We start from the raw sequence: 19,235 nt of genomic DNA on the forward strand, positions 1-19,235 counted from the left end.
AGGGGAGCGATAACGGATGAGATCCTTCGTCAGGCGGTACGGCCTGGACGCCCGGGGGTGGCGCACGGCGACGGTGTCGGCGCCATTCGTCGTCCAAATTGTCTTGGCCCTGCTTCTCCTCGTCATGTGGGCGTTGGGTAAGTGGCTGTTCACGACCGAAAGTGGGCGCAGCGAACGGGCCTGGATGCTGACGGCTCTGCTAGTCACGACCGTGGTCACGCTGGCGGTCAGCGGCGCGCTGCTACGGTCACCGTCGCCAGCTCGTCGCGGGCTTTCCCTCAGCATCGCGGGCTCGTTAGCCATCGTCCTCAGCGGCGGTGCTGTCTACGCGTACATGATCTTGCGGTGAAGGCGTCAGGATGACGAATGACTCTGCCGCCGGCCGCGCGAACGGTCGCTACGGCCCCCTGAGCTTCACGGTGACGCTGCTGCACATTCTCATCGTGAACGGCGCCACGTGGCTTTTCATGCCCTATTCGATCGTGCTTGTACTTCCGGCGGTGCTCATCTACATGGGGATTGCGGCCGTTCTCGCGCGGAATCCGGGGAAGGTCGGTCAGATCGGGCGGGGAATGTTCCTCGGCAGCCTGTCGGCGCCGCTTTCGCTGATCGTCTTCGCTTCGGCCTGGGCTGTCGCAAAGGGGATAGGCGCGCTTTGACCCGCGCTTGGCCGAGCTGGCGATGTCGTCGGCCGCCCCGCCGAACGCATCGCGGCTACCACGGCAAACCCACTGAGCACCAACAGGACCAGCACCGGCAACACGGCGTCGGTGTGCGGCGCGATCTCACCGAGCCTCACCCCGGCTGGCGAACGGGGTGGCCGAGGCGGCCGGACGCAGGGGCAGTTCGGCCAGGAGGGTGGGGTCGGCACGGACGGATACGGATGCATCGGGAGTCAAGGGAGCGGCATCAGGTTACGGAAAGCTCAATGAGGGCGCGATCCCGTGATCGGACCGTGACGACAACCGGCGAGGATGCCAAGAGCACCGGCCCGTGCCAGCTACTATCGCTTGGGTGTCCGACGGCGAACAAGCCAAACCGCGTCGGCGCCGGGGCCGGCGCCGACGTCGTGGTGCCGCGGCGCCGTCGGAGAACCAGGCCGACGGCCAATCGGACGGGGACGCGGCCGCCCCGAAACCGCGGCGCTCCCGCTCGGCCCGCCGCGGGGCGGAGCGGTTACGCACGGTCCACGAGACCTCGGCCGGGGGGCTGGTCGTCGACGGTCTCGACGGGCCGCGCGACTCTCAGGTGGCGGCGCTGATCGGGCGCGTCGATCGGCGCGGACGAATGCTGTGGTCGCTGCCCAAGGGGCACATCGAACTGGGCGAAACCGCGGAACAGACGGCCATGCGTGAGGTCGCCGAGGAGACCGGGATCCGGGGCAGCGTGCTGGCCGCGCTCGGGCGCATCGACTACTGGTTCGTCACCGACGGCCGCCGGGTGCACAAGACGGTGCACCACTATCTGATGCGCTTCTCCGGCGGCGAACTGTCCGACGAGGACCTCGAAGTCGCCGAGGTGGCCTGGGTGCCGGTAGAGGAGCTGCCGTCGCGCCTTGCCTACGCCGACGAACGGCGGCTGGCGCAGGTGGCCGACGAGCTGATCGACAAGCTGCAGAGCGACGGCCCCTCCTCGCTGCCGCCGCTGCCGCCCAGCTCGCCGCGCCGGCGGCCGCAGACCCATTCGCGGGCCCGCCACGTCGACAAGCCCGCGACGGGCCGGAAGAACGGCCACGGGCCGGGCCCGTGACCGCGCCGCGACTCTGCTTGGTCGGCTCGATGCGCCTTGCCGTGGTGGTCGCCATCGTCGCCGGTTTCAGCGTGCTCACCGGCGCCGCGCCGCCCCGCGCGGCGGCCGGCGAACCCGGGGCCACACCGTTCGTGCGTGTCCGCATCGATCAGGTCACCCCGGACGTGGTCACCACGACCAGCCCACCCGTGATCACCGTCAGCGGCATGGTCACCAACATCGGGGACCGCCCGGTACGCGATGTGATGGTCCGGCTCGAGCACGCCGCGGCGGTCACCGCCTCGACGGGCCTGCGCACGTCGCTGGACGGCAGCACCGAGCAGTACCAGCCGGTGTCGGAGTTCCTGACCGTGGCCCCGGAGTTGCAGCGCGGGCAAGGGGCCGGCTTCACGCTGTCGTCGCCCCTGCGCTCGCTGACCAAGTCGTCGTTCGGCATCGACGAACCCGGGATCTACCCGGTGCTGGTCAACGTCAACGGCACGCCGGACTACGGCGCGCCCGCACGCCTGGACAACGCGCGGTTCCTGCTGCCGGTGGTCGGGGTGCCGCCCGACCGCGCCGACGACCTGGACTCCACCGTCGCCCCCGACACGTCCAAGCCCGTGTGGATCACCATGCTGTGGCCGCTGGCCGACCGGCCCCGGCTGGCCCCCGGGTTCCCCGGCGGCAGCATCCCGGTCCGGCTGGTCGACGACGACCTGGCCACCTCGCTGGCCACCGGCGGCCGGCTGGACGTCCTGCTGTCCGCCGTCGAGGTCGCCACCAGCCACGACGTCGACCCCGACGGCGCCGTCGGGCGGGCGCTGTGCCTGGCGGTCGACCCGGACCTGCTGGTCACCGTCAACGCGATGACGGTCGGCTATGTGGTGTCCGACTCGCCCGACGGACCCGCGCAACGGCCGGGCACCCCGACGCATCCGGGCACCGGCCAGGCCGCGGCGATCGCGTGGCTGAACCGGCTGCGTGCGCTGGCGCACCGGCTTTGCGTCGCGCCGCTGCCCTACGCCCAGGCCGACCTGGGCGCCCTGCAACGTGTCAACGACCCCGGGCTGAGCGCGATCGCCACCACCGGCGTCGGGGGCATCGTCGACCGGATCCTCGACGTCACCGCCACCCGCGGCGCCACGCTGCTGCCGGACGGGCCGCTGACCGGCGGCGCGGTGAACCTGCTCAGCGCCGTCGAGGGCGGCGTCAACGGCCACACCGTCGCCATCGCCGCCGCCGATCTGGCCGCGCACGACGCGCCGGGCGGGCCGGGAATTCCGCTTCCCGACGCCGCCGACACGGCACCCCGGCGGGTGTCCCCGCAAGTGGTGGTCGCACCGTTCGACCCGGCAGTCGGCGCCGCGCTGGCCGGGGCGGGAACCAACCCCGCCGTCCCGACCTATGTCGACTCGTCGCTGGCGGTGCGGCTCGCACACGACTCGGCGACCGCGCGCCGTCAGGACGCCCTGGGTTCGATCTTCTGGCAGGCGCTGCAGCACGACGCCGCGCCGCGCACCCAGTTGCTCGTCCCGCCGCCGTCGTGGAACCTGCAGGCCGATGACGCGCAGGTGATCCTGACCGCCCTGGCCACCACCATCCGCTCCGGTCTCGGGGTGCCGCGGCCGCTGCCGGCCGTGATCGCCGACGCAGCGGCACACACCGAGCCGCCGGAACCCGTGGGTCCGCACCCCGCCGCGCGCGGCCGGTTCACCAAGAACGTCACCAGCGCCATCGCCGGGCAGGTCAGCCGCCTGTGGGGGCTGACCGCCGCGCTGAGCACCGACGAACGCACCGGGCTGACCGGCATCGGCTACACCGCGCCGCTGCGGGAGGACATGCTGCGCGCACTGAGCCAGTCCGAACCCCCGGACACCCGCAACGGGCTGGCCGAGCAGCGCCTCGGGATCGTCGGCACCACGATCAACGACCTCTTCGGCGCCGTGACGATCGTGAACCCCGGTGGCTCCTACACCCTGGCCACCGAGCACAGCCCGCTGCCGCTGGCCCTGCACAACGGCCTGGCCGTCCCGATCCGGGTGCGCCTGCAAGTCGACGCTCCCCCCGGCATGACCGTCACCGACGTCGGGCAGATCGAACTGCCGCCCGGCTACCTGCCGCTGCACGTGCCCATCGAGGTCAACTTCACCAAGCGCGTCGCCGTCGACGTGACGCTGCGCACCCCCGACGGAATGCGCCTGGGTGACCCGGTGCGGTTGTCGGTGCACTCCAACGCCTACGGGCAGGTGCTGTTCACGATCACGCTGAGCGCCGCGGCAGTGCTGGTGCTGCTGGCCGGGCGCCGGCTGTGGCACCGTTTCCGCGGCCAGCCCGACCCGGCCGACCTGGACCGGCCGGATCCGCCGCACCCGCGACCGGCCGAGTTGCACGACTCGCTCGCCCCGCGGGTCGACCAAGAGCACCGCGTATGAGATCCGCCTCGCGGCGGGCCTACCCACAGCCGCACCCGAACCGGCGGCACCGGCCCGCACCTCCCGCACCACCGGCCGGGCTGGCGGCTCCCCGGCGGCCCGAACTGTCGGACTCCGCGGTGGTCTCGCGGTCGTGGGCGATCGCCTTCGCCACCCTGGTCAGCCGATTGACCGGCTTCGCGCGGATCGTGTTGCTGGCCGCCATCCTGGGGGCGGCGCTGTCGAGTGCGTTCGCAGTGGCCAATCAGCTTCCGAACCTCGTCGCGGCCCTGGTGCTCGAGGCGACGTTCACTGCGATCTTCGTGCCGGTGCTCGCCCGCGCCGAGCAGTCCGACCCCGACGGCGGCGCGGCGTTCGTGCGCCGCCTGGTCACCGTGACGACCGCGCTGCTGCTGGTGGCGACGGCGTTGTCGGTGGCGGCCGCACCGCTGCTGGTGCGGCTGATGCTGGGCCGCATCCCGCAGGTCAACGAACCGTTGACCACCGCTTTCGCCTACCTGCTGCTGCCGCAGGTGCTCGCCTACGGACTCACGTCGGTGTTCATGGCGATCCTGAACACCCGCAACGTGTTCGCGCCGACGGCCTGGGCGCCCGTCGTCAACAACGTCGTCGCGCTCGTGACGCTGGCGGTCTACGTCGCGGTCCCCGGCGAGCTGTCGGTCGACCCCGTGCGGATGGGCAACACCAAGCTGCTGGTGCTTGGCATCGGTACGACGCTGGGCGTGTTCGCCCAGGTCGTGGTGCTGCTGGTGGCGCTGCGGCGCGAGCGCGTCAGCCTGCGGCCGCTGTGGGGGATCGACGAACGGCTCAAGCGCTTCGGCACGATGGCCGCCGCCATGGTGCTCTACGTGCTGATCAGCCAGCTCGGCCTCGTCGTCGGCAACGAGATCGCCAGCACCGCGGCGGCTTCCGGGCCCGCGATCTACAACTACACCTGGCTCGTCCTGATGCTGCCCTACGGCATGATCGGGGTGACGGTGCTGACCGTGGTGATGCCGCGGCTGAGCCGCAACGCCGCGGCCGATGACGTCACAGCTGTGCTCGGCGACCTGTCGCTGGCGACCCGGCTCACCCTGGTCACGCTGATCCCGATCGTGGCGTTCATGACCGTCGGCGGCCCGGCCATCGGCAGCGCCCTGTTCGCCTACGGCCGGTTCGGCCAGGTCGACGCCGGCTATCTGGGGGCCGCCATCGCGTTGTCGGCCTTCACTCTGATCCCCTACGGCCTGGTGCTGCTGCAGTTGCGCGTGTTCTACGCGCGTGAGCAGCCGTGGACCCCGATCGTGGTCATCGTCGTCATCACGGCCGTGAAGATCGCCGGCTCGCTGCTGGTGCCGCACCTGACCGGCGACCCCAAGCTGGTGGCCGGCCTGCTGGGCCTGGCCAACGGCGTCGGTTTCCTGGCCGGGGCGATCGCGGGCTACCTGCTGCTGCGCCTGGCGTTGCTACCCCGCGGCGGCCATCTGGTCGACGTGTCCACGGTGCGAACCATCCTGGTGACGACGGCCGCATCGCTGCTGGCCGGCCTGCTCGCCCACGTCGCCGACCGCCTGCTGGGCCTGGGCCGGCTCACCGCGCACGGTGGTGGCGCCGGCTCACTGCTGCGCCTGTTGATCCTGGCAACGATCATGCTGCCGATCACGGCGACGTTCATGCTGCGCGCCCGGGTCCCCGAGGCGCAGGCGGCACTGGAGGCGGTCCGGCACCGCGTCGGGCGCCGGACCGCACACCCGGCGGGCACCGTGCCGGCCAGCAAAGAGGCCGGGCGGGAGGCATCGTCCGGGGCGGGCCCCGTCACGTACCCTGAGCAAAGGTATTCGTCCCCACCGCGGGCGAATGCGGTCAACGAGCCGCGCAGGCCGCCGGAGCGGGAAGGCCAAGGCCGGATAAACGGCCGGGCAGCGGGCCGGATAGCGAAAGGACCGGAGGTGACCGACCGCCCTAGGGAAGGCGCCGCACCGGGCGCTGCGTCAAGCACCGAGCTGCCGCGGCCGGCCGCAGACGACTTCCAGCCCGACATCCCACCAGAGCGTGACGCGAACGTGTCGGCACCGCGCCGACGCGACCCGGCCAACGGCGACCAGGCGGCCGAACCGCACCAGGGGCCGATGCCGGTGGACACGCCCCGCGAGCGTGGCGGGGAGTCCGCGGCGTCCGCGGACGTGCACCTGGTTCCCGGCGCCCGGATCGCCGGTGGGCGCTACCGCCTGCTGGTTTCCCACGGCGGCGCGCCCCCGCTGCAGTTCTGGCAGGCCCTGGACACCGCGCTGGACCGCCAGGTCGCGCTGACCTTCGTCGATCCGGACGGCACCCTGCCCGACGACATGGTGCAGGAGATCTTGTCCCGCACGCTGCGGCTGAGCCGGATCGACAAGCCCGGCGTCGCCCGGGTGCTCGACGTGGTGCACAGCGGGTCCGGCGGCTTGGTGGTCTCGGAATGGATTCGCGGTGGCTCCCTGCGGGAGGTCGCCGACACCGCGCCCTCGCCCGTCGGCGCCGTCCGGGCGATGCAGTCGCTGGCCGCCGCCGCCGAAGCGGCGCACCGTGCCGGTGTCGCCCTGTCGATCGACCACCCGAGCCGGGTGCGCGTCAGCATCGACGGCGACGTCGTGCTGGCCTATCCGGCGACCATGCCCGACGCCGGCCCGCAGGACGACATCCGCGGCATCGGCGCCGCGCTGTACGCCTTGCTGGTCAACCGCTGGCCGCTGCCGGAGTCAGGGGCACGCAGCGGGCTCGCCCCGGCCGAACGGGATTCCAACGGCGCGCCCGTCGAGCCCACCGTCATCGACCGCGCCATACCGTTCCAGATATCGGCAGTCGCCGTGCGGGCGGTGCAGGACGACGGCGGGATACGCAGCGCCTCGACGCTGCTGAACCTGCTGCAACAAGCGACCGCCGTGGCCGACCGCACCGAGGTGCTCGGTCCGATCGACGACAACCCGGCGTCGACGCACCGCCCGCCCGCCGCCGACCCCGCCGCCCTCGCGCGCCGGCGCCGCAACCTGCTGATCGGCATCGGCGCGGGCCTGGCGATCCTCGTGGTCGCCCTGCTGGTACTCGCGTCGGTGGTCAGCAAGATCTTCGGCAATGTCGGCGGCGGTCTGAACAAGGACGAACTCGGGCTGAACAGCCCCACGTCGTCGACGTCGGCGTCGACGGTCAGCACCGCCCCCGCCGGCAGCGTGGTCAAGCCCACGAAGGCCACCGTGTTCTCCCCCGATGGGCAAGCCGACAACCCGGGCCAGGCCGGGCTGGCCATCGACGGCGACCCCTCCACCTCGTGGGAAACCGACACCTACACCGACCCCGCCCCGTTCCCCTCCTTCAAAAACGGGGTCGGGTTGATGCTGCAGCTGCCGCACCCCACGGTGGTCGGCGCCGTCTCCATCGACATCTCCAGCACCGGGACGCAGGTCGAGCTTCGCTCGTCGCCCACGCCGGACCCGGCGAAGCTGGACGACACCAAGCTGCTGATGCCCGCTGCGGCGCTCAAGCCCGGTCACAACGTCCTCGCGGTCAAGTCCGCCGCACCGACGTCCAATCTGCTGGTGTGGATCTCCACGTTGGGCAGCACCGACGGCAAGAGTCGCGCGGCGATCTCGGAGATCACGGTTCAGGCCGCATCCTGACCCTGCCGTGCACAGCCCGCATACGGGTGAAGTGCCGCCGGGTGGGCGATTGGATACTGTCCGGGCCGTGGGGTGCGGGGGTCAAGACCAGCGAGAACGCACCGATGCCGAGCTGCTGGCAGCGCACGTCGCCGGCGACCGTAACGCTTTCGGCGAGCTGTTCCTGCGCCATCGGCGCCAGTTGCACCGGCTGGCGCGGCTCACCACCCGCAGCCCCGAGGACGCCGAGGACGCGCTGCAGGACGCGATGCTCTCGGCGCACCGGGCGGCGAGCGCCTTCCGTCACGACGCCGCCGTCGGGAGCTGGTTGCATCGCATCGTCGTCAACGCCTGCCTGGACCGGCTGCGCCGCGCCAAATCGCGCCCCCCGACCGCCCCACTAGAAGACGTGCACCCGGTTGCGGACCGCACCGCCCAGGTCGATACGGCGATCGTGGTGCAGCGCGCCCTGATGCGGCTTCCTGTCGAGCAGCGGGCGGCAGTGGTTGCCGTCGACATGCAGGGCTACTCGATCGCCGACACCGCCCGGCTGTTGGGCGTCGCCGAGGGCACGGTCAAGAGCCGGTGCGCCCGCGCGCGGGTACGCCTCGCCGAGTTGCTGGGATATCTCGCCGCGGGTGCCCACGTGATCCCCGACCAGGCCTGAAACGTGGCCGTCGGGCCGTCCATGACGGACACTGGGGCGGATGGACGAAACGGAGAGCGATCCGGCGCGCCACGGCGACGCGAGAGCCGACCCGCCGTTGCCGGTCGAGGTGCTCGCCGATCTTCAGGCAGGCCTGCTCGACGAAGAGGAGGCGGCGCGGCTGCGCCAGCAGATCCGCGCCGATCCCTCGGCCCAGGGGGTGCTGCAGGCCCTCAACCGGGTGCGCCGCGACGTCGCCGCCGTGGGCGCGGACCCGGCGTCGGCACCCGAACCCCCACCCGACGTCACCGCGCGGGTCTCCGCCGCGCTGCGTTCGGCTGGCCCGACACCGGGCCGCTCCCCCGGCCCCGCGCACTCCGCCCGCCCGCGCGTCCGGCCCGCGCGCGTCGTCGCGGCCTCCGCCGGTCTCATCGCGGCCCTGACCGGGATCGGGCTGGGTACGGCGGCGCTGATCCATGCGCCGGCACCCATCCCGAGCACCGAGGTCACCGCCGAACACATCACCGTGTCGACACCCCCCATGGCGATCCCGCTGTCAGGGCCGGAGATCCTCGACCTGCTCCACCAAACCCCCGATTACGGCCCGCTCGACGATCCGCAGCGGCGGGCCTCCTGCCTCGCCGGCCTCGGCTATCCGGCGTCCACAAAGGTGCTCGGCGCGCGGCCCGTCCACGTCAACGCCCGGCCCGGCGTCCTGCTGGTGCTGCCCGGCGACCCGCCCGGCGTCCTCGCAGTCTTCGCCGTCGCCCCGAATTGCAGCGCCGCCGACACCGGGCTGTTGGCCGACACCCGCGTCCCGCGCGCCTAATGTGGTGCCATGTGCTGTGCGACACGCCCGGGAACAGGGCTGCCCGCCGCGGTGTTGAGGTGAATCCATAGGGCATCCGTTCTTCGAGAGGTTCGTATGAGCGCCGACACTGTTCACGACGTGATCGTCATTGGTTCGGGTCCCGCGGGTTATACCGCGGCGCTTTACACCGCGCGGGCGGAGTTGGCGCCGCTGGTGTTTGAGGGGACGTCGTTTGGTGGCGCGTTGATGACGACCACCGAGGTGGAGAATTTTCCGGGTTTTCGTGAGGGGATCATGGGCCCGGCGTTGATGGATGAGATGCGCGAGCAGGCGTTGCGGTTCGGGGCCGATCTGCGCATGCAGGACGTCGAGGCGGTGTCGTTGCGGGGTCCGGTCAAGACGGTGACTGCTGAGGGGGTCACGCATCGGGCGCGGGCGGTGATCTTGGCGATGGGGGCTGCGGCGCGGTATCTGGGGGTGCCCGGGGAGCAGGAGTTGCTGGGCCGGGGTGTGAGTGCGTGTGCGACTTGTGACGGGTTCTTTTTCAAGGAGCAGGACATCGCGGTGGTCGGGGGTGGTGACTCGGCGATGGAGGAGGCGACGTTTTTGACCAAGTTCGCGCGCAGTGTGACGTTGGTGCATCGCCGCGAGGAGTTTCGGGCGTCGCGGATCATGTTGGATCGGGCGCGGGCCAACGACAAGATCCGGTTTTTGACCAACCACACCGTGGAGGCCGTCGAGGGTGGGGACACGATGACGGGTTTGCGGGTGCGTGATGTGGTCAGTGGGGCGGAGTCGACGTTGCCGGTGACGGGAATGTTCGTGGCGATCGGGCATGATCCGCGTTCGGAGTTGGTGCGGGACGTGCTTGAGGTCGACCCGGAGGGGTATGTCCTGGTGCAGGGGCGCTCCACGGCGACTTCGATCGAGGGGGTGTTCGCCTGCGGGGATCTGGTGGACCGCACCTACCGGCAGGCGATCACCGCGGCCGGCAGCGGCTGCGCGGCGGCCATCGACGCCGAACGCTGGCTCGCCGAGCACGTGAGCACCAGCGAAGCCGCAGACGGCGATGCGACCGAGATTCCGGACAACACGTTGACGGGGGCCCTCAATGACTGACAGCACGGTGGACGTGACCGACGCGTCGTTTGCCACGGAGGTGCTTTCCAGCGACAAGCCTGTGCTGGTTGACTTTTGGGCGACCTGGTGCGGTCCGTGCAAGATGGTGGCCCCGGTGCTCGAGCAGATCGCTTCTGAGCAGGGCGAGCAGCTGACGGTGGCCAAGCTCGACGTCGACGCCAACCCGCAGACCGCCTCCCAGTTCCAGGTGGTGTCGATCCCCACCATGATCCTGTTCAAAGGCGGGCAACCGGTGAAACGGATCGTCGGTGCGAAAGGCAAGGCCGCGTTGCTGCGTGAACTTTCCGACGCGGTTCCGGGTCTGAGCTGACCGGGTCTTCTCGCCGCTTCGCGCCTCGCGCTTCGCCTGGGGTTTTCCGGAAATTGAGAAGTATCTGCGACAATAACTGTTAGCTGTCACCCGAAATCGAGCCAGTCACCTTGCCACGAAGGGCCCTTTGGTATGTCGAGTCCGCGCCGCGAAGACGGCGACGCGCTGCGCCGTGGTGACCGCAGCGCCGTCGTGACCGAGATCCGGGCCACGCTGGCTTCGCTGGGCTTGCTCGAGGATTCCGAGGACGAGCCGACGACGGGCCGGCACGTGCCCCTCGAGCTGTTCGACGCCGAGCTCGACCACGCCGTGCGTGCATTCCAGCAGCAACGCGGACTGCTGGTCGACGGCATCGTCGGCGAAGCCACTTACCGCGCCTTGAAGGAAGCCTCCTACCGGCTCGGCGCGCGCACCCTCTATCACCAATTCGGGGCCCCTCTCTACGGTGACGACGTCGCCACACTGCAGGCCCGGCTGCAAGACCTCGGCTTCTACACCGGCCTGGTGGACGGCCACTTCGGGTTGCAGACCCACAACGCGCTGATGTCGTATCAGCGGGAGTACGGCCTTGCCTCCGACGGCATTTGTGGGCCGGAAACGCTGCGCTCCTTGTACTTTCTGAGTTCGCGGGTCACGGGGGGTTCGCTGCACGCGATCCGCGAGGAGGAACTGGTCCGGCGTTCGGGCCCCAAGCTGTCGGGTAAGCGGATCATCATCGACCCGGGCCGCGGCGGTGGCGACCACGGACTGATCTCGCAGGGTCCGTCCGGCCCCATCAGCGAAGCAGATGTGCTGTGGGACTTGGCAAGCCGACTCGAAGGGCGGATGACCGCGATCGGCATGGAGACCTTCCTGTCGCGGCCGACGAATCGCAGCCCGTCGGACGCCGAACGCGCCGCGACCGCCAACAACGTCGGTGCGGACCTGATGATCAGCCTGCGCTGCGAAAGCCAGCCCAACCCGGCCGCCAACGGTGTGGCCTCGTTCCATTTCGGGAACTCACACGGGTCGGTGTCCACCATCGGACGTAATCTGGCCGACTTCATCCAACGAGAAGTGGTGGCCCGCACGGGTTTACGCGATTGCCGCACCCATGGCAGGACGTGGGACCTGTTGCGGCTGACCAGGATGCCGACCGTGCAGGTCGACGTCGGTTACATCACCAACCCGCGCGACCGCGCCATGCTGGTGTCGACCCAGACCCGCGACGCCATCGCCGAAGGTATCCTCGCCGCGGTCAAGCGGCTCTATCTGCTCGGCAAGAACGATCGGCCCACCGGCACATTCACCTTCGCGGAGCTGCTGGCCCACGAGTTGGCCGTGGAGCGCGCGAGCCGGCTCGGTGGCTCCTAACCGCTTCCGCCGCCGCGCACCGAATTGGTGATCGTCGCGCCCGCCCCGACCGGCTGCTGGAGCTGAGCGCTCGCCAGGAGGCGTTCCAGCGCCGCCTCGACCTCGGCTTTCCACCCGAGGTCCTTGTCGAGTTCGAGCCGCAGCCGCGGGAAGTACCGATGCGGAGCGACCACCACGAAGCCGGCGTCTTTCAAGAAGTCCGCGTCGATGACGCAATGCTCGACCGAGCAGTCCCCGAGGGCTTCCAGCACCGGGCGCACGTCAGCGTCGACCATTCGCGGATCCTGTAACTCCGCGGCCGCCTGCGTCCGGCCGAACGCCTCCAGCGCCCGGACACCGCGCCGGACCAACTCGTCGATCACCCCGGCGATGAGCCCGCGCGGCAGGTCGTCCGCCGCCTGTCCCGGCTCGACGCCCATCGAGGTCAACAACACCGCGTCGGCCGACACGGGTGCCGTGGGAAACCGCTGCGCGCGCGGCACCGCCCGCGGCGGGGCATACAGGACATACCCGATGCATGGTGGCTCGGCGTCGCTGTGCTCGGCCGCAATCGGCGTCGCGATCTGACCGCAGGAGCCCCACTCCAGCATCACCATCGACAGCCAGGCTTCCTTCTCGAATTCCGGGTCGGCGAGATGCACTTGATCACCGAGCGTCCCGGGATCGACCTCCCAGAAGACACAGCGGCGCGCATGCTTGGGAAGCTGCTCGAAACCCTCGAGCCGCAGTGGCGTGATTCGAGCAGACACAAGCCTCCTGGCTTCCGTGCGTTACTGCAGTCATCTGCGGTCGCATGCACCGGCAACCCCTCCAGGATAGGAGAGTCGGTCACCATCGGGCCAGTATTGCGGCTATCGCCCGAGTGGCATTGGCAACACCACCCTCTGCCGCGCGGACCGGGTGCCCAGAAACCCGAAAGCGGTTGGCGTTCAAGGTGTTCGGTTGTCACGTGACCCCCGGATCCGGCCGCCCCGCCTCCCGGGGCGGCCGGGCGTCACAGTGACGTAATTACACCGGCGCCGGGGTCATGCCTCGGCGGTGGTCATCGTGTCGACGATGCGCTGCAGATCCTCCACCGAACCGAATTCCACCACGATCTTGCCCTTGCGTTTGCCGAGGCTGACCGTGACCCGGGTGTCGAAGGCGTTCGACAGCCGCTCGGCGACGTCCTGCAGCCCCGGCATCTGAATCGGCTTCCGGCGCTGCGGTGCCGGCGCGGGAGTGGCGCCCCGGTTGGCCAGGGTGACGGCCTCCTCGGTCGCCCGGACCGACAGGCCCTCGGCGACGATGCGCCCGGCCAGTTCCTCCTGCGCCTCGGCCCCGGCTTCCAGCGACAGCAACGCCCGGGCATGTCCGGCCGACAGCACCCCGGCCGCGACGCGGCGCTGCACCGCGATCGGCAGTTTGAGCAACCGGATCATGTTGGTGATCAGCGGGCGAGAGCGCCCGATGCGCGATGCCAGTTCGTCGTGGGTAACGCCGAACTCCTCGAGCAGCTGCTGGTAGGCGGCCGCCTCTTCCAACGGGTTCAACTGAACCCGGTGAATGTTTTCCAGCAGGGCGTCGCGCAGCAGGTTGTCGTCGCCGGTCTCCCGCACGATGGCCGGGAGGGTAGCCAGGCCCGCCTCCTGCGCCGCGCGCCACCGGCGCTCCCCCATCACGATCTGATAGCGCGCTCCGCTCTGCGCCTCGGTCACCGCGCGCACCACGATCGGCTGGAGCAGGCCGAACTCCCGGATCGAGTGCACCAGTTCGGCCAGCGCCTCGTCGTCGAACACCTGCCGCGGTTGCCGGGGATTCGGCTCGATGTCGGCCGGTGAGATCTCGCGGTACACCGCGCCCATCGGGGCTGCGCCCTGCGCCGTACCGCCGATCAGGACGTCGGCTGCGGCATCGCCCATCCGCGGTCCGAGGGTCGCGCGCCCGGTGTCGCCATCCGCGGGACCGGTCGGGATCAGCGAGGCTAGGCCTCGGCCGAGTCCGCCCTTTTTACGTACTGGCTGCGTCATGGTCGTCCCTTCACGGATGGTGTCTTCACGAATGACGGGTGTCGCGCTGCGCCAGTTCCCGGCTGGCATCGAGATAGCTCATCGCCCCTCGAGAACCCGGGTCGTAATCGATGATCGTCATGCTGTAGCCGGGTGCCTCGGAGACCTTCACACTGCGTGGGATCACCGTGCGCAGCACCTTGGCGCCGAAGTAGCGGCGCACCTCGGCGGCCACCTGGTCGGCCAGCTTAGTCCGCCCGTCGTACATGGTCAGCACCACGGTGGTGACGTCGAGCGCGGGATTGAGGTGGGCCTTCACCATTTCGATGTTGCGCATGAGCTGTGACACGCCTTCCAGCGCGTAGTACTCGCACTGGATCGGGATCATCACCTCAGGCGCGGCGACGAGCGCGTTGATCGTCAACAACCCGAGCGACGGCGGGCAGTCGATGAAGACATAGTCGAAGTCGAAGTCGTCGAGCGCACCGAGCGCGGTCCGCAGCCGGTTCTCGCGGGCCACCATGCTGACCAACTCGATCTCGGCACCCGCCAGGTCGATTGTGGCCGGAACGCAGAAGAGCCGTTCGCTGTGTCGGCTCTGCTGTAAGGCCTCCCCCAGGACGACGTCGCCGAGCAGGACCTCGTACGACGACGGCGTGCCCGACTGCCGGTCGGCGATACCCAGCGCCGTGCTCGCATTGCCCTGCGGGTCGAGGTCGATCACAAGGGTCTTGAGCCCCTGCACCGCGAGCGCGGCCGCGAGGTTCACCGCGGTCGTGGTCTTGCCCACCCCGCCCTTCTGATTGGCAACGGTGAAGAGCCGGCGGCCTTCGGGGCGACGCAGCGGTTCGTAGGTCGTGTGCAGCACCCGCATGGCTCGCTCCGCGGCCGCACCGATCGGGGTGTCGAAGTCGTCGGATGTTTCACGTGAAACCATCGCACTGCCCGCCGTTTCCTCTACAGGAGTCACCGCCTCCTGAACCGACTCCTGCGGGGCGACCGAACCGGCGCCCCCCGACTCCGCCGCGGCCACTGCCTGGCGGGCCGCACCACCTGCCACCCGGGTTCGCGGAGAACTCATCGCATGCTCCCGCTGTCCGTCCGCGGCCCCCGCGTGCGCCGCCCCGCTCCGCGTCGCGCCATGACCACGGTTGCGGGCGGACGCAAGAATTCCGCGCCACATGTGACCACCTTGGCATCGAGCGCCCCGGACGCCTCCATCACACGCCGGTGCTGTTGTAGTTCCTCGGGCGCGCGCTCGCCCTTGATCGCGATCATTCGTCCACCCAGCCGTAGCAACGGTATGCTCCACTTCGTCAGCTTGTCCAGCGGCGCCACGGCGCGCGACACCGCCGCATCCCGCTCGCCACACCGCTCGCGCACCCACCGCTCCTCCGCGCGACCCCGCACAACCTCGACGGCCAGCCCTAATTCGGCGACCACCTCGGTGAGAAAATCGCTGCGCCGAAGCAGTGCCTCGAGCAACACGGCGTCCAGATCGGGGCGCGCGATGACCAATGGTATTCCCGGCAATCCCGCCCCGCTTCCGATGTCCACCACCCGCGCACCGGGTTCCAGCAATTCGCCGACCACGGCGCAGTTGACGAGGTGGCGCTCCCAGAGGCGATCCGCTTCGCGCGGACCCAGGAGCCCGCGCTCCACGCCCACGGTCGCCAGCATGTCCGCGTAGCGCCGGGCAAGCTCGAGGCGTGGCCCGAACACGCGGGTTGCCGCCGCAGCGTCCGCCTCCGCATCCTGCGGTTTCACGTGAAACATCCTCGTCTTGGTTTCACGTGAAACATCCTCTGCTCGCCGCGCCCCGTTCATCCCCGCGAACTACACCGCTGTAACTCAGTCGCGCAGGACCACCACACGCCGCGATGGCTCCACGCCCTCGCTCTCGCTGTGCACACCCTCCACGGCCGCGACGGCGTCGTGGACGATCTTGCGTTCGAACGGCGTCATCGGGGACAGCTCTTCACGCTCCCCGCTGTCGCGTACCCGTCGCGCCACCTTGTCGCCCAGCGCGGCCAATTCCTCCCGCCGCCGCCGTCGCCAGCTCGCGATATCGAGCATCAACCTGCTCCGCACACCGGTCTTCTGGTGCACCGCCAGCCGCGTGAGCTCCTGCAGCGCGTCGAGCACCTCGCCGCCGCGCCCCACCAGCTTCGTCAGGTCGTCGCTGCCGTCGATGCTTACCACCGCGCGATCACCCTCGACGTCCAGGTCGATATCACCGTCGAAGTCCAACAGGTCCAACAGCTCTTCCAGATAGTCGCCGGCGATTTCACCCTCGGCGACCAACCGCTCCTCCAGTTCGTCGACTTCGTCGGCTCCGCCCTCCGGCGCCACCGCGTCCTCGGCGACCTCCTCGGTCGACAGTTCGACGTCTGCGTCGCGTTCCGTGGTTTCAGCGTCTGTCATGTGTTTTCCTCTTCCTCGTTCACGGGTGCCGGGCTCGTCCGGGGCGGCCCTCCGAGGCGGTCCCTCACAGCCGCGGCACCCTCGTCAACGTTTGCGCCTTTTCGGCCGTGCTCCGGGCCGGGGCGGTCGATTGGTCGGGCCGTCACTCACCCCGGCCCCACTCGGCTTCCCTGCCGCGCCGTCGTCGGACTTCGAGTCGGCCTCGCGTCGGCCCTCATCGTCACCGCCCGCCGCCGTTCCCGAATCCGCGGCGTCCTCGCCGACCGCCGCCGAACCGTTGGCGCTCTGCGGCCTGGGGTTGCGCTTCGGTTTGGCACCCGGCGCCGGCGCGTTGGCCGCCCGCCGCTCGATGGCTTCCTGCTTCTTGGCCTCTTCTTCTTTCTCGATCATTCCGAACACGACGTGTTGCTGACCGAAGGTCCAGATGTTGTTGGAGAACCAGTACAGGATGATCGCGAGCGGCAGGAAGGGCCCACCGACGACCACGCCCAGCGGGAAGACATACAGCGCCAGCTTGTTCATCATCGCGGTCTGCGGGTTGGCCGCCGCTTCAGCACTCTGCCTCGCGATCGAGGCCCGGCTATTGAAGAACGTCGCGACGCCGGCGAGGATCATCACCGGCGCACCGACCAGAATCACCGCCGGGCGGCTGAAATCGATGAAGGCGTCCAACCCCGACCGCTGCGTCATGGTGGCGCCGATAGGCGCACCGAACAGGTTCGCGTCCAGGAAGTGGCCGACGTCCGCCGCGCTGAACATGTAGTTGCCCGTCATGCGGTTCTGCATCACCGACAGGTGCGGTTGGCCGAACCCACCCGTGGTGCGGTTGAACGACCGCAGCACGTGATACAGCCCAAGAAACACCGGGATCTGCGCCAGCATCGGCAGGCACCCCAGGATCGGGTTGAACCCGTGCTCGCGTTGCAGCTTCTGCATCTCGAGCGCCATCCGCTGGCGGTCCTTGCCGTACTTCTTCTGCAGCGCCTTGATCTGTGGCTGCAGTTCCTGCATCTGCCGGGTGGTGCGGATCTGGCGCACGAAGGGCTTATAGAGCAGCGCGCGCAACGTGAACACCAGGAACATCACGGACAGGGCCCAGGCGAAGAAGTTCGACGGCCCCAACGCAGCCGCGAACAGCTTGTACCAGACCCACATGATCCACGACACCGGGTAGTAGACGAAGTCGAGGCTGAAGAAGTCAAACAAAACTGTCACTCTCCCGTTGCATCACTGCGACATCCGAGACGGCGTCGGCCGCCGGTCGGCGCTCGCATCGCTCCGGTATCGGATCCCAACCACCCCGATGCCATGGTCCACATTTGGCGAGCCTGGCCACCGCCAGCCAACTCCCCCGGATCAGTCCGTATTCGGTCAGGGCATCGACCGCGTACTGGCTGCACGTCGGCACGAACCGGCACGTCGCCGGGCGCAGCGGGGACACCATGTGCCGGTACAACTGGATCAGGAAAACCAGTGCGTGCACGGCGATTTTGCCTGCCCCACCAGCGGTCCCGCGCGAGCGCGCCCACAGGCTCACCGGTCCGCGCCCGCCCGCCGCGCCGAGCGCCGCAACCCCCGTCGCAGCTGCTGCTCCAACCGCGCCGACGAAACCTGCCGGCTACTCGGCAACGCACGGATGACCAGCCGGTCGGACGGGTCGAGATCTTCCAGCACCGCGCGCGCGACATGGCGTAGCCGGCGCGCGACCCGATGCCGGTCGACGGCCGAGCCCACCGACTTGGCCACGATCAACCCCACCTGCGGGCCGGCGCCATCCTGCTCGGGTACCCGCCGCATGTGCACGACAACGTCGGGCTGTGCGATGCGCGTTCCGTACTTCACCGTCGCACCGAACTCCGATGACCGCCTCATGCGGTTGCGTGCGGGAAGCACCGCCAGAAAACCTATCGCTGAAGATCAGGCAGAGAGAGCGCGGCGCCCCTTACGGCGCCGGTTGGCCACAATCCCGCGTCCCGCGCGGGTGCGCATCCGCAACCGGAAGCCGTGCACGCGGGCGCGGCGGCGGTTATTCGGCTGGAAGGTCCGCTTGCCCTTGGCCACGGCGTTCTCCTCGTTGTATCTCGGTCCACGTGACCCGGGCCGTCCGCCCGTGAAGCGTCGTCACGACCACGGTCGGCGGTGGGCCTTGCTACTGGCCGGCGCGGTCCCCATACGACTTGGGTCGCAGCCGTATCGCCGACTTCCGGGCGACTGTTTGAGGGTACTGACGAGCCATCCCCGGGTCAAACCTGGCCTGCGCCAACCCTGGCGAGTGAATCGGAGCTTGCCCGTCGCCGAAGCTTTCCGAAGACGGCGACCGTACAGCGCGAACGGCCCGACCGAGCCTAAACCAGGCAACTGGAATACAGCAGAACGGTTGGCAGCCGCACAGAAAACTGTTAGCTTCTTGCAATGCCGTGCCAGACTCGGACGGCGGCCGACAACGAAGCGAGGATGGCGGATCGACTGGCTGCCCAGGCGGCCTCCAGGTTGTCACCAGCACGAACATTGTGAGCTGTCGCCGGTAGGCTGCGGCCCGCACTACGATCATCCTGTACACAACTGTGCATAACTATGTGGATAGTTGCTTCGTCGCCAGTGCCCCTCGACCAGGGATATGCGAGGACCAGGGAGATACGTCGTTGACCGATGACCCCGGTTCGACTTTCACGACAGTGTGGAGCGCGGTCGTTTCCGAACTCAACGGTGACTCCGCAGCGGACAACGCCACCGGCAACCGCTCGACGCTCGTCACTCCCCTGACCCCTCAGCAACGGGCGTGGCTGAAC

General features: G+C 69.5%; 19 protein-coding genes and 1 pseudogene. 11 read left to right on the top strand and 9 right to left on the bottom strand.

All coding sequences use genetic code 11. From position 1 onward, the window contains the following. Positions 1-16: 16 nt before the first annotated feature. From AB8998_RS29145 to AB8998_RS29190, 10 genes are all read left to right on the top strand, one after another. On the top strand, positions 17-349 hold the full coding sequence (locus AB8998_RS29145) for a hypothetical protein (protein WP_369741343.1): 333 nt from the start codon (positions 17-19) through the stop codon (positions 347-349). A gap of 10 nt (positions 350-359) precedes the next feature. After that, a complete protein-coding gene (locus AB8998_RS29150) occupies positions 360-659 on the top strand; it encodes a hypothetical protein (protein WP_369741344.1) in 300 nt (99 codons plus the stop codon). A gap of 355 nt (positions 660-1,014) precedes the next feature. Further along, positions 1,015-1,749: an NUDIX hydrolase gene (locus tag AB8998_RS29155; RefSeq protein WP_369741345.1), complete on the top strand. Its 735-nt coding sequence runs from the start codon at positions 1,015-1,017 to the stop codon at positions 1,747-1,749. 29 nt (positions 1,750-1,778) lie between these two features. After that, positions 1,779-4,163, top strand: coding sequence for a hypothetical protein (locus tag AB8998_RS29160; protein WP_369741346.1), 2,385 nt, complete (start codon positions 1,779-1,781; stop codon positions 4,161-4,163). After that, the gene (locus tag AB8998_RS29165; RefSeq protein ID WP_369741347.1) at positions 4,160-7,795 is read left to right on the top strand and encodes a lipid II flippase MurJ; all 3,636 of its coding nucleotides are present in this window, start codon (positions 4,160-4,162) and stop codon (positions 7,793-7,795) included. The genes AB8998_RS29160 and AB8998_RS29165 overlap by 4 nt, the downstream gene beginning before the upstream one ends. A 67-nt stretch (positions 7,796-7,862) precedes the next feature. Then, the gene (gene sigM / locus AB8998_RS29170) at positions 7,863-8,441 is read left to right on the top strand and encodes an RNA polymerase sigma factor SigM (protein WP_369741348.1); all 579 of its coding nucleotides are present in this window, start codon (positions 7,863-7,865) and stop codon (positions 8,439-8,441) included. Between the two features lie 40 nt (positions 8,442-8,481). Then, positions 8,482-9,249 carry a hypothetical protein gene (locus AB8998_RS29175; RefSeq protein ID WP_369741349.1) on the top strand — a complete coding sequence of 256 codons (768 nt, stop codon included), beginning with the start codon at positions 8,482-8,484 and terminating at the stop codon, positions 9,247-9,249. A 96-nt stretch (positions 9,250-9,345) separates the two neighbouring features. Then, a complete protein-coding gene (gene trxB, locus AB8998_RS29180) occupies positions 9,346-10,350 on the top strand; it encodes a thioredoxin-disulfide reductase (protein ID WP_369738150.1) in 1,005 nt (334 codons plus the stop codon). Beyond that, on the top strand, positions 10,343-10,681 hold the full coding sequence (gene trxA / locus AB8998_RS29185) for a thioredoxin (RefSeq protein ID WP_369741350.1): 339 nt from the start codon (positions 10,343-10,345) through the stop codon (positions 10,679-10,681). The genes trxB and trxA overlap by 8 nt, the downstream gene beginning before the upstream one ends. A 132-nt stretch (positions 10,682-10,813) precedes the next feature. Continuing rightward, a complete protein-coding gene (locus tag AB8998_RS29190) occupies positions 10,814-12,034 on the top strand; it encodes an N-acetylmuramoyl-L-alanine amidase (protein ID WP_369741351.1) in 1,221 nt (406 codons plus the stop codon). Here the strand turns inward: AB8998_RS29190 and AB8998_RS29195 are convergent. From AB8998_RS29195 to rpmH, 9 genes and pseudogenes are all read right to left on the bottom strand, one after another. Next, entirely contained in the window at positions 12,031-12,783 is a 753-nt protein-coding gene (locus AB8998_RS29195; protein WP_369741352.1) for an acetyltransferase, read from the bottom strand. The genes AB8998_RS29190 and AB8998_RS29195 overlap by 4 nt on opposite strands. Positions 12,784-13,059: 276 nt before the next feature. Continuing rightward, positions 13,060-14,043, bottom strand: a complete 984-nt coding sequence (locus AB8998_RS29200; RefSeq protein WP_369741353.1) for a ParB/RepB/Spo0J family partition protein — start codon at positions 14,041-14,043, stop codon at positions 13,060-13,062. Next, positions 14,040-14,959, bottom strand: a pseudogene (locus AB8998_RS29205) (ParA family protein). Before AB8998_RS29205 ends, AB8998_RS29200 begins: the two are co-directional and overlap by 4 nt. Positions 14,960-15,099: 140 nt before the next feature. After that, entirely contained in the window at positions 15,100-15,798 is a 699-nt protein-coding gene (rsmG, locus tag AB8998_RS29210; protein WP_369741821.1) for a 16S rRNA (guanine(527)-N(7))-methyltransferase RsmG, read from the bottom strand. A gap of 75 nt (positions 15,799-15,873) precedes the next feature. Then, positions 15,874-16,446, bottom strand: coding sequence for a Jag family protein (locus AB8998_RS29215; protein WP_369741354.1), 573 nt, complete (start codon positions 16,444-16,446; stop codon positions 15,874-15,876). Positions 16,447-16,530: 84 nt separating this feature from the next. After that, positions 16,531-17,661: a membrane protein insertase YidC gene (yidC, locus tag AB8998_RS29220; protein ID WP_369741355.1), complete on the bottom strand. Its 1,131-nt coding sequence runs from the start codon at positions 17,659-17,661 to the stop codon at positions 16,531-16,533. Continuing rightward, entirely contained in the window at positions 17,645-17,977 is a 333-nt protein-coding gene (yidD, locus tag AB8998_RS29225; protein ID WP_369741822.1) for a membrane protein insertion efficiency factor YidD, read from the bottom strand. The genes yidC and yidD overlap by 17 nt, the downstream gene beginning before the upstream one ends. Before the next feature lie 2 nt (positions 17,978-17,979). Next, positions 17,980-18,339 (bottom strand): ribonuclease P protein component, encoded by a 360-nt coding sequence (rnpA, locus tag AB8998_RS29230; protein ID WP_369741356.1) that lies wholly within the window; start codon positions 18,337-18,339, stop codon positions 17,980-17,982. 24 nt (positions 18,340-18,363) lie between these two features. Next, the gene (gene rpmH, locus AB8998_RS29235) at positions 18,364-18,507 is read right to left on the bottom strand and encodes a 50S ribosomal protein L34 (protein WP_369741357.1); all 144 of its coding nucleotides are present in this window, start codon (positions 18,505-18,507) and stop codon (positions 18,364-18,366) included. Between the two features lie 581 nt (positions 18,508-19,088). Between rpmH and AB8998_RS29240 the strand changes: the two genes are divergently transcribed. Next, on the top strand, positions 19,089-19,235 hold a 147-nt coding region (locus AB8998_RS29240; protein WP_369741823.1), incomplete at its 3' end, for a hypothetical protein.

Origin of the sequence: Mycobacterium sp. HUMS_12744610 (genome assembly GCF_041206865.1) — a bacterium.
GTDB lineage: Bacteria > Actinomycetota > Actinomycetes > Mycobacteriales > Mycobacteriaceae > Mycobacterium > Mycobacterium servetii.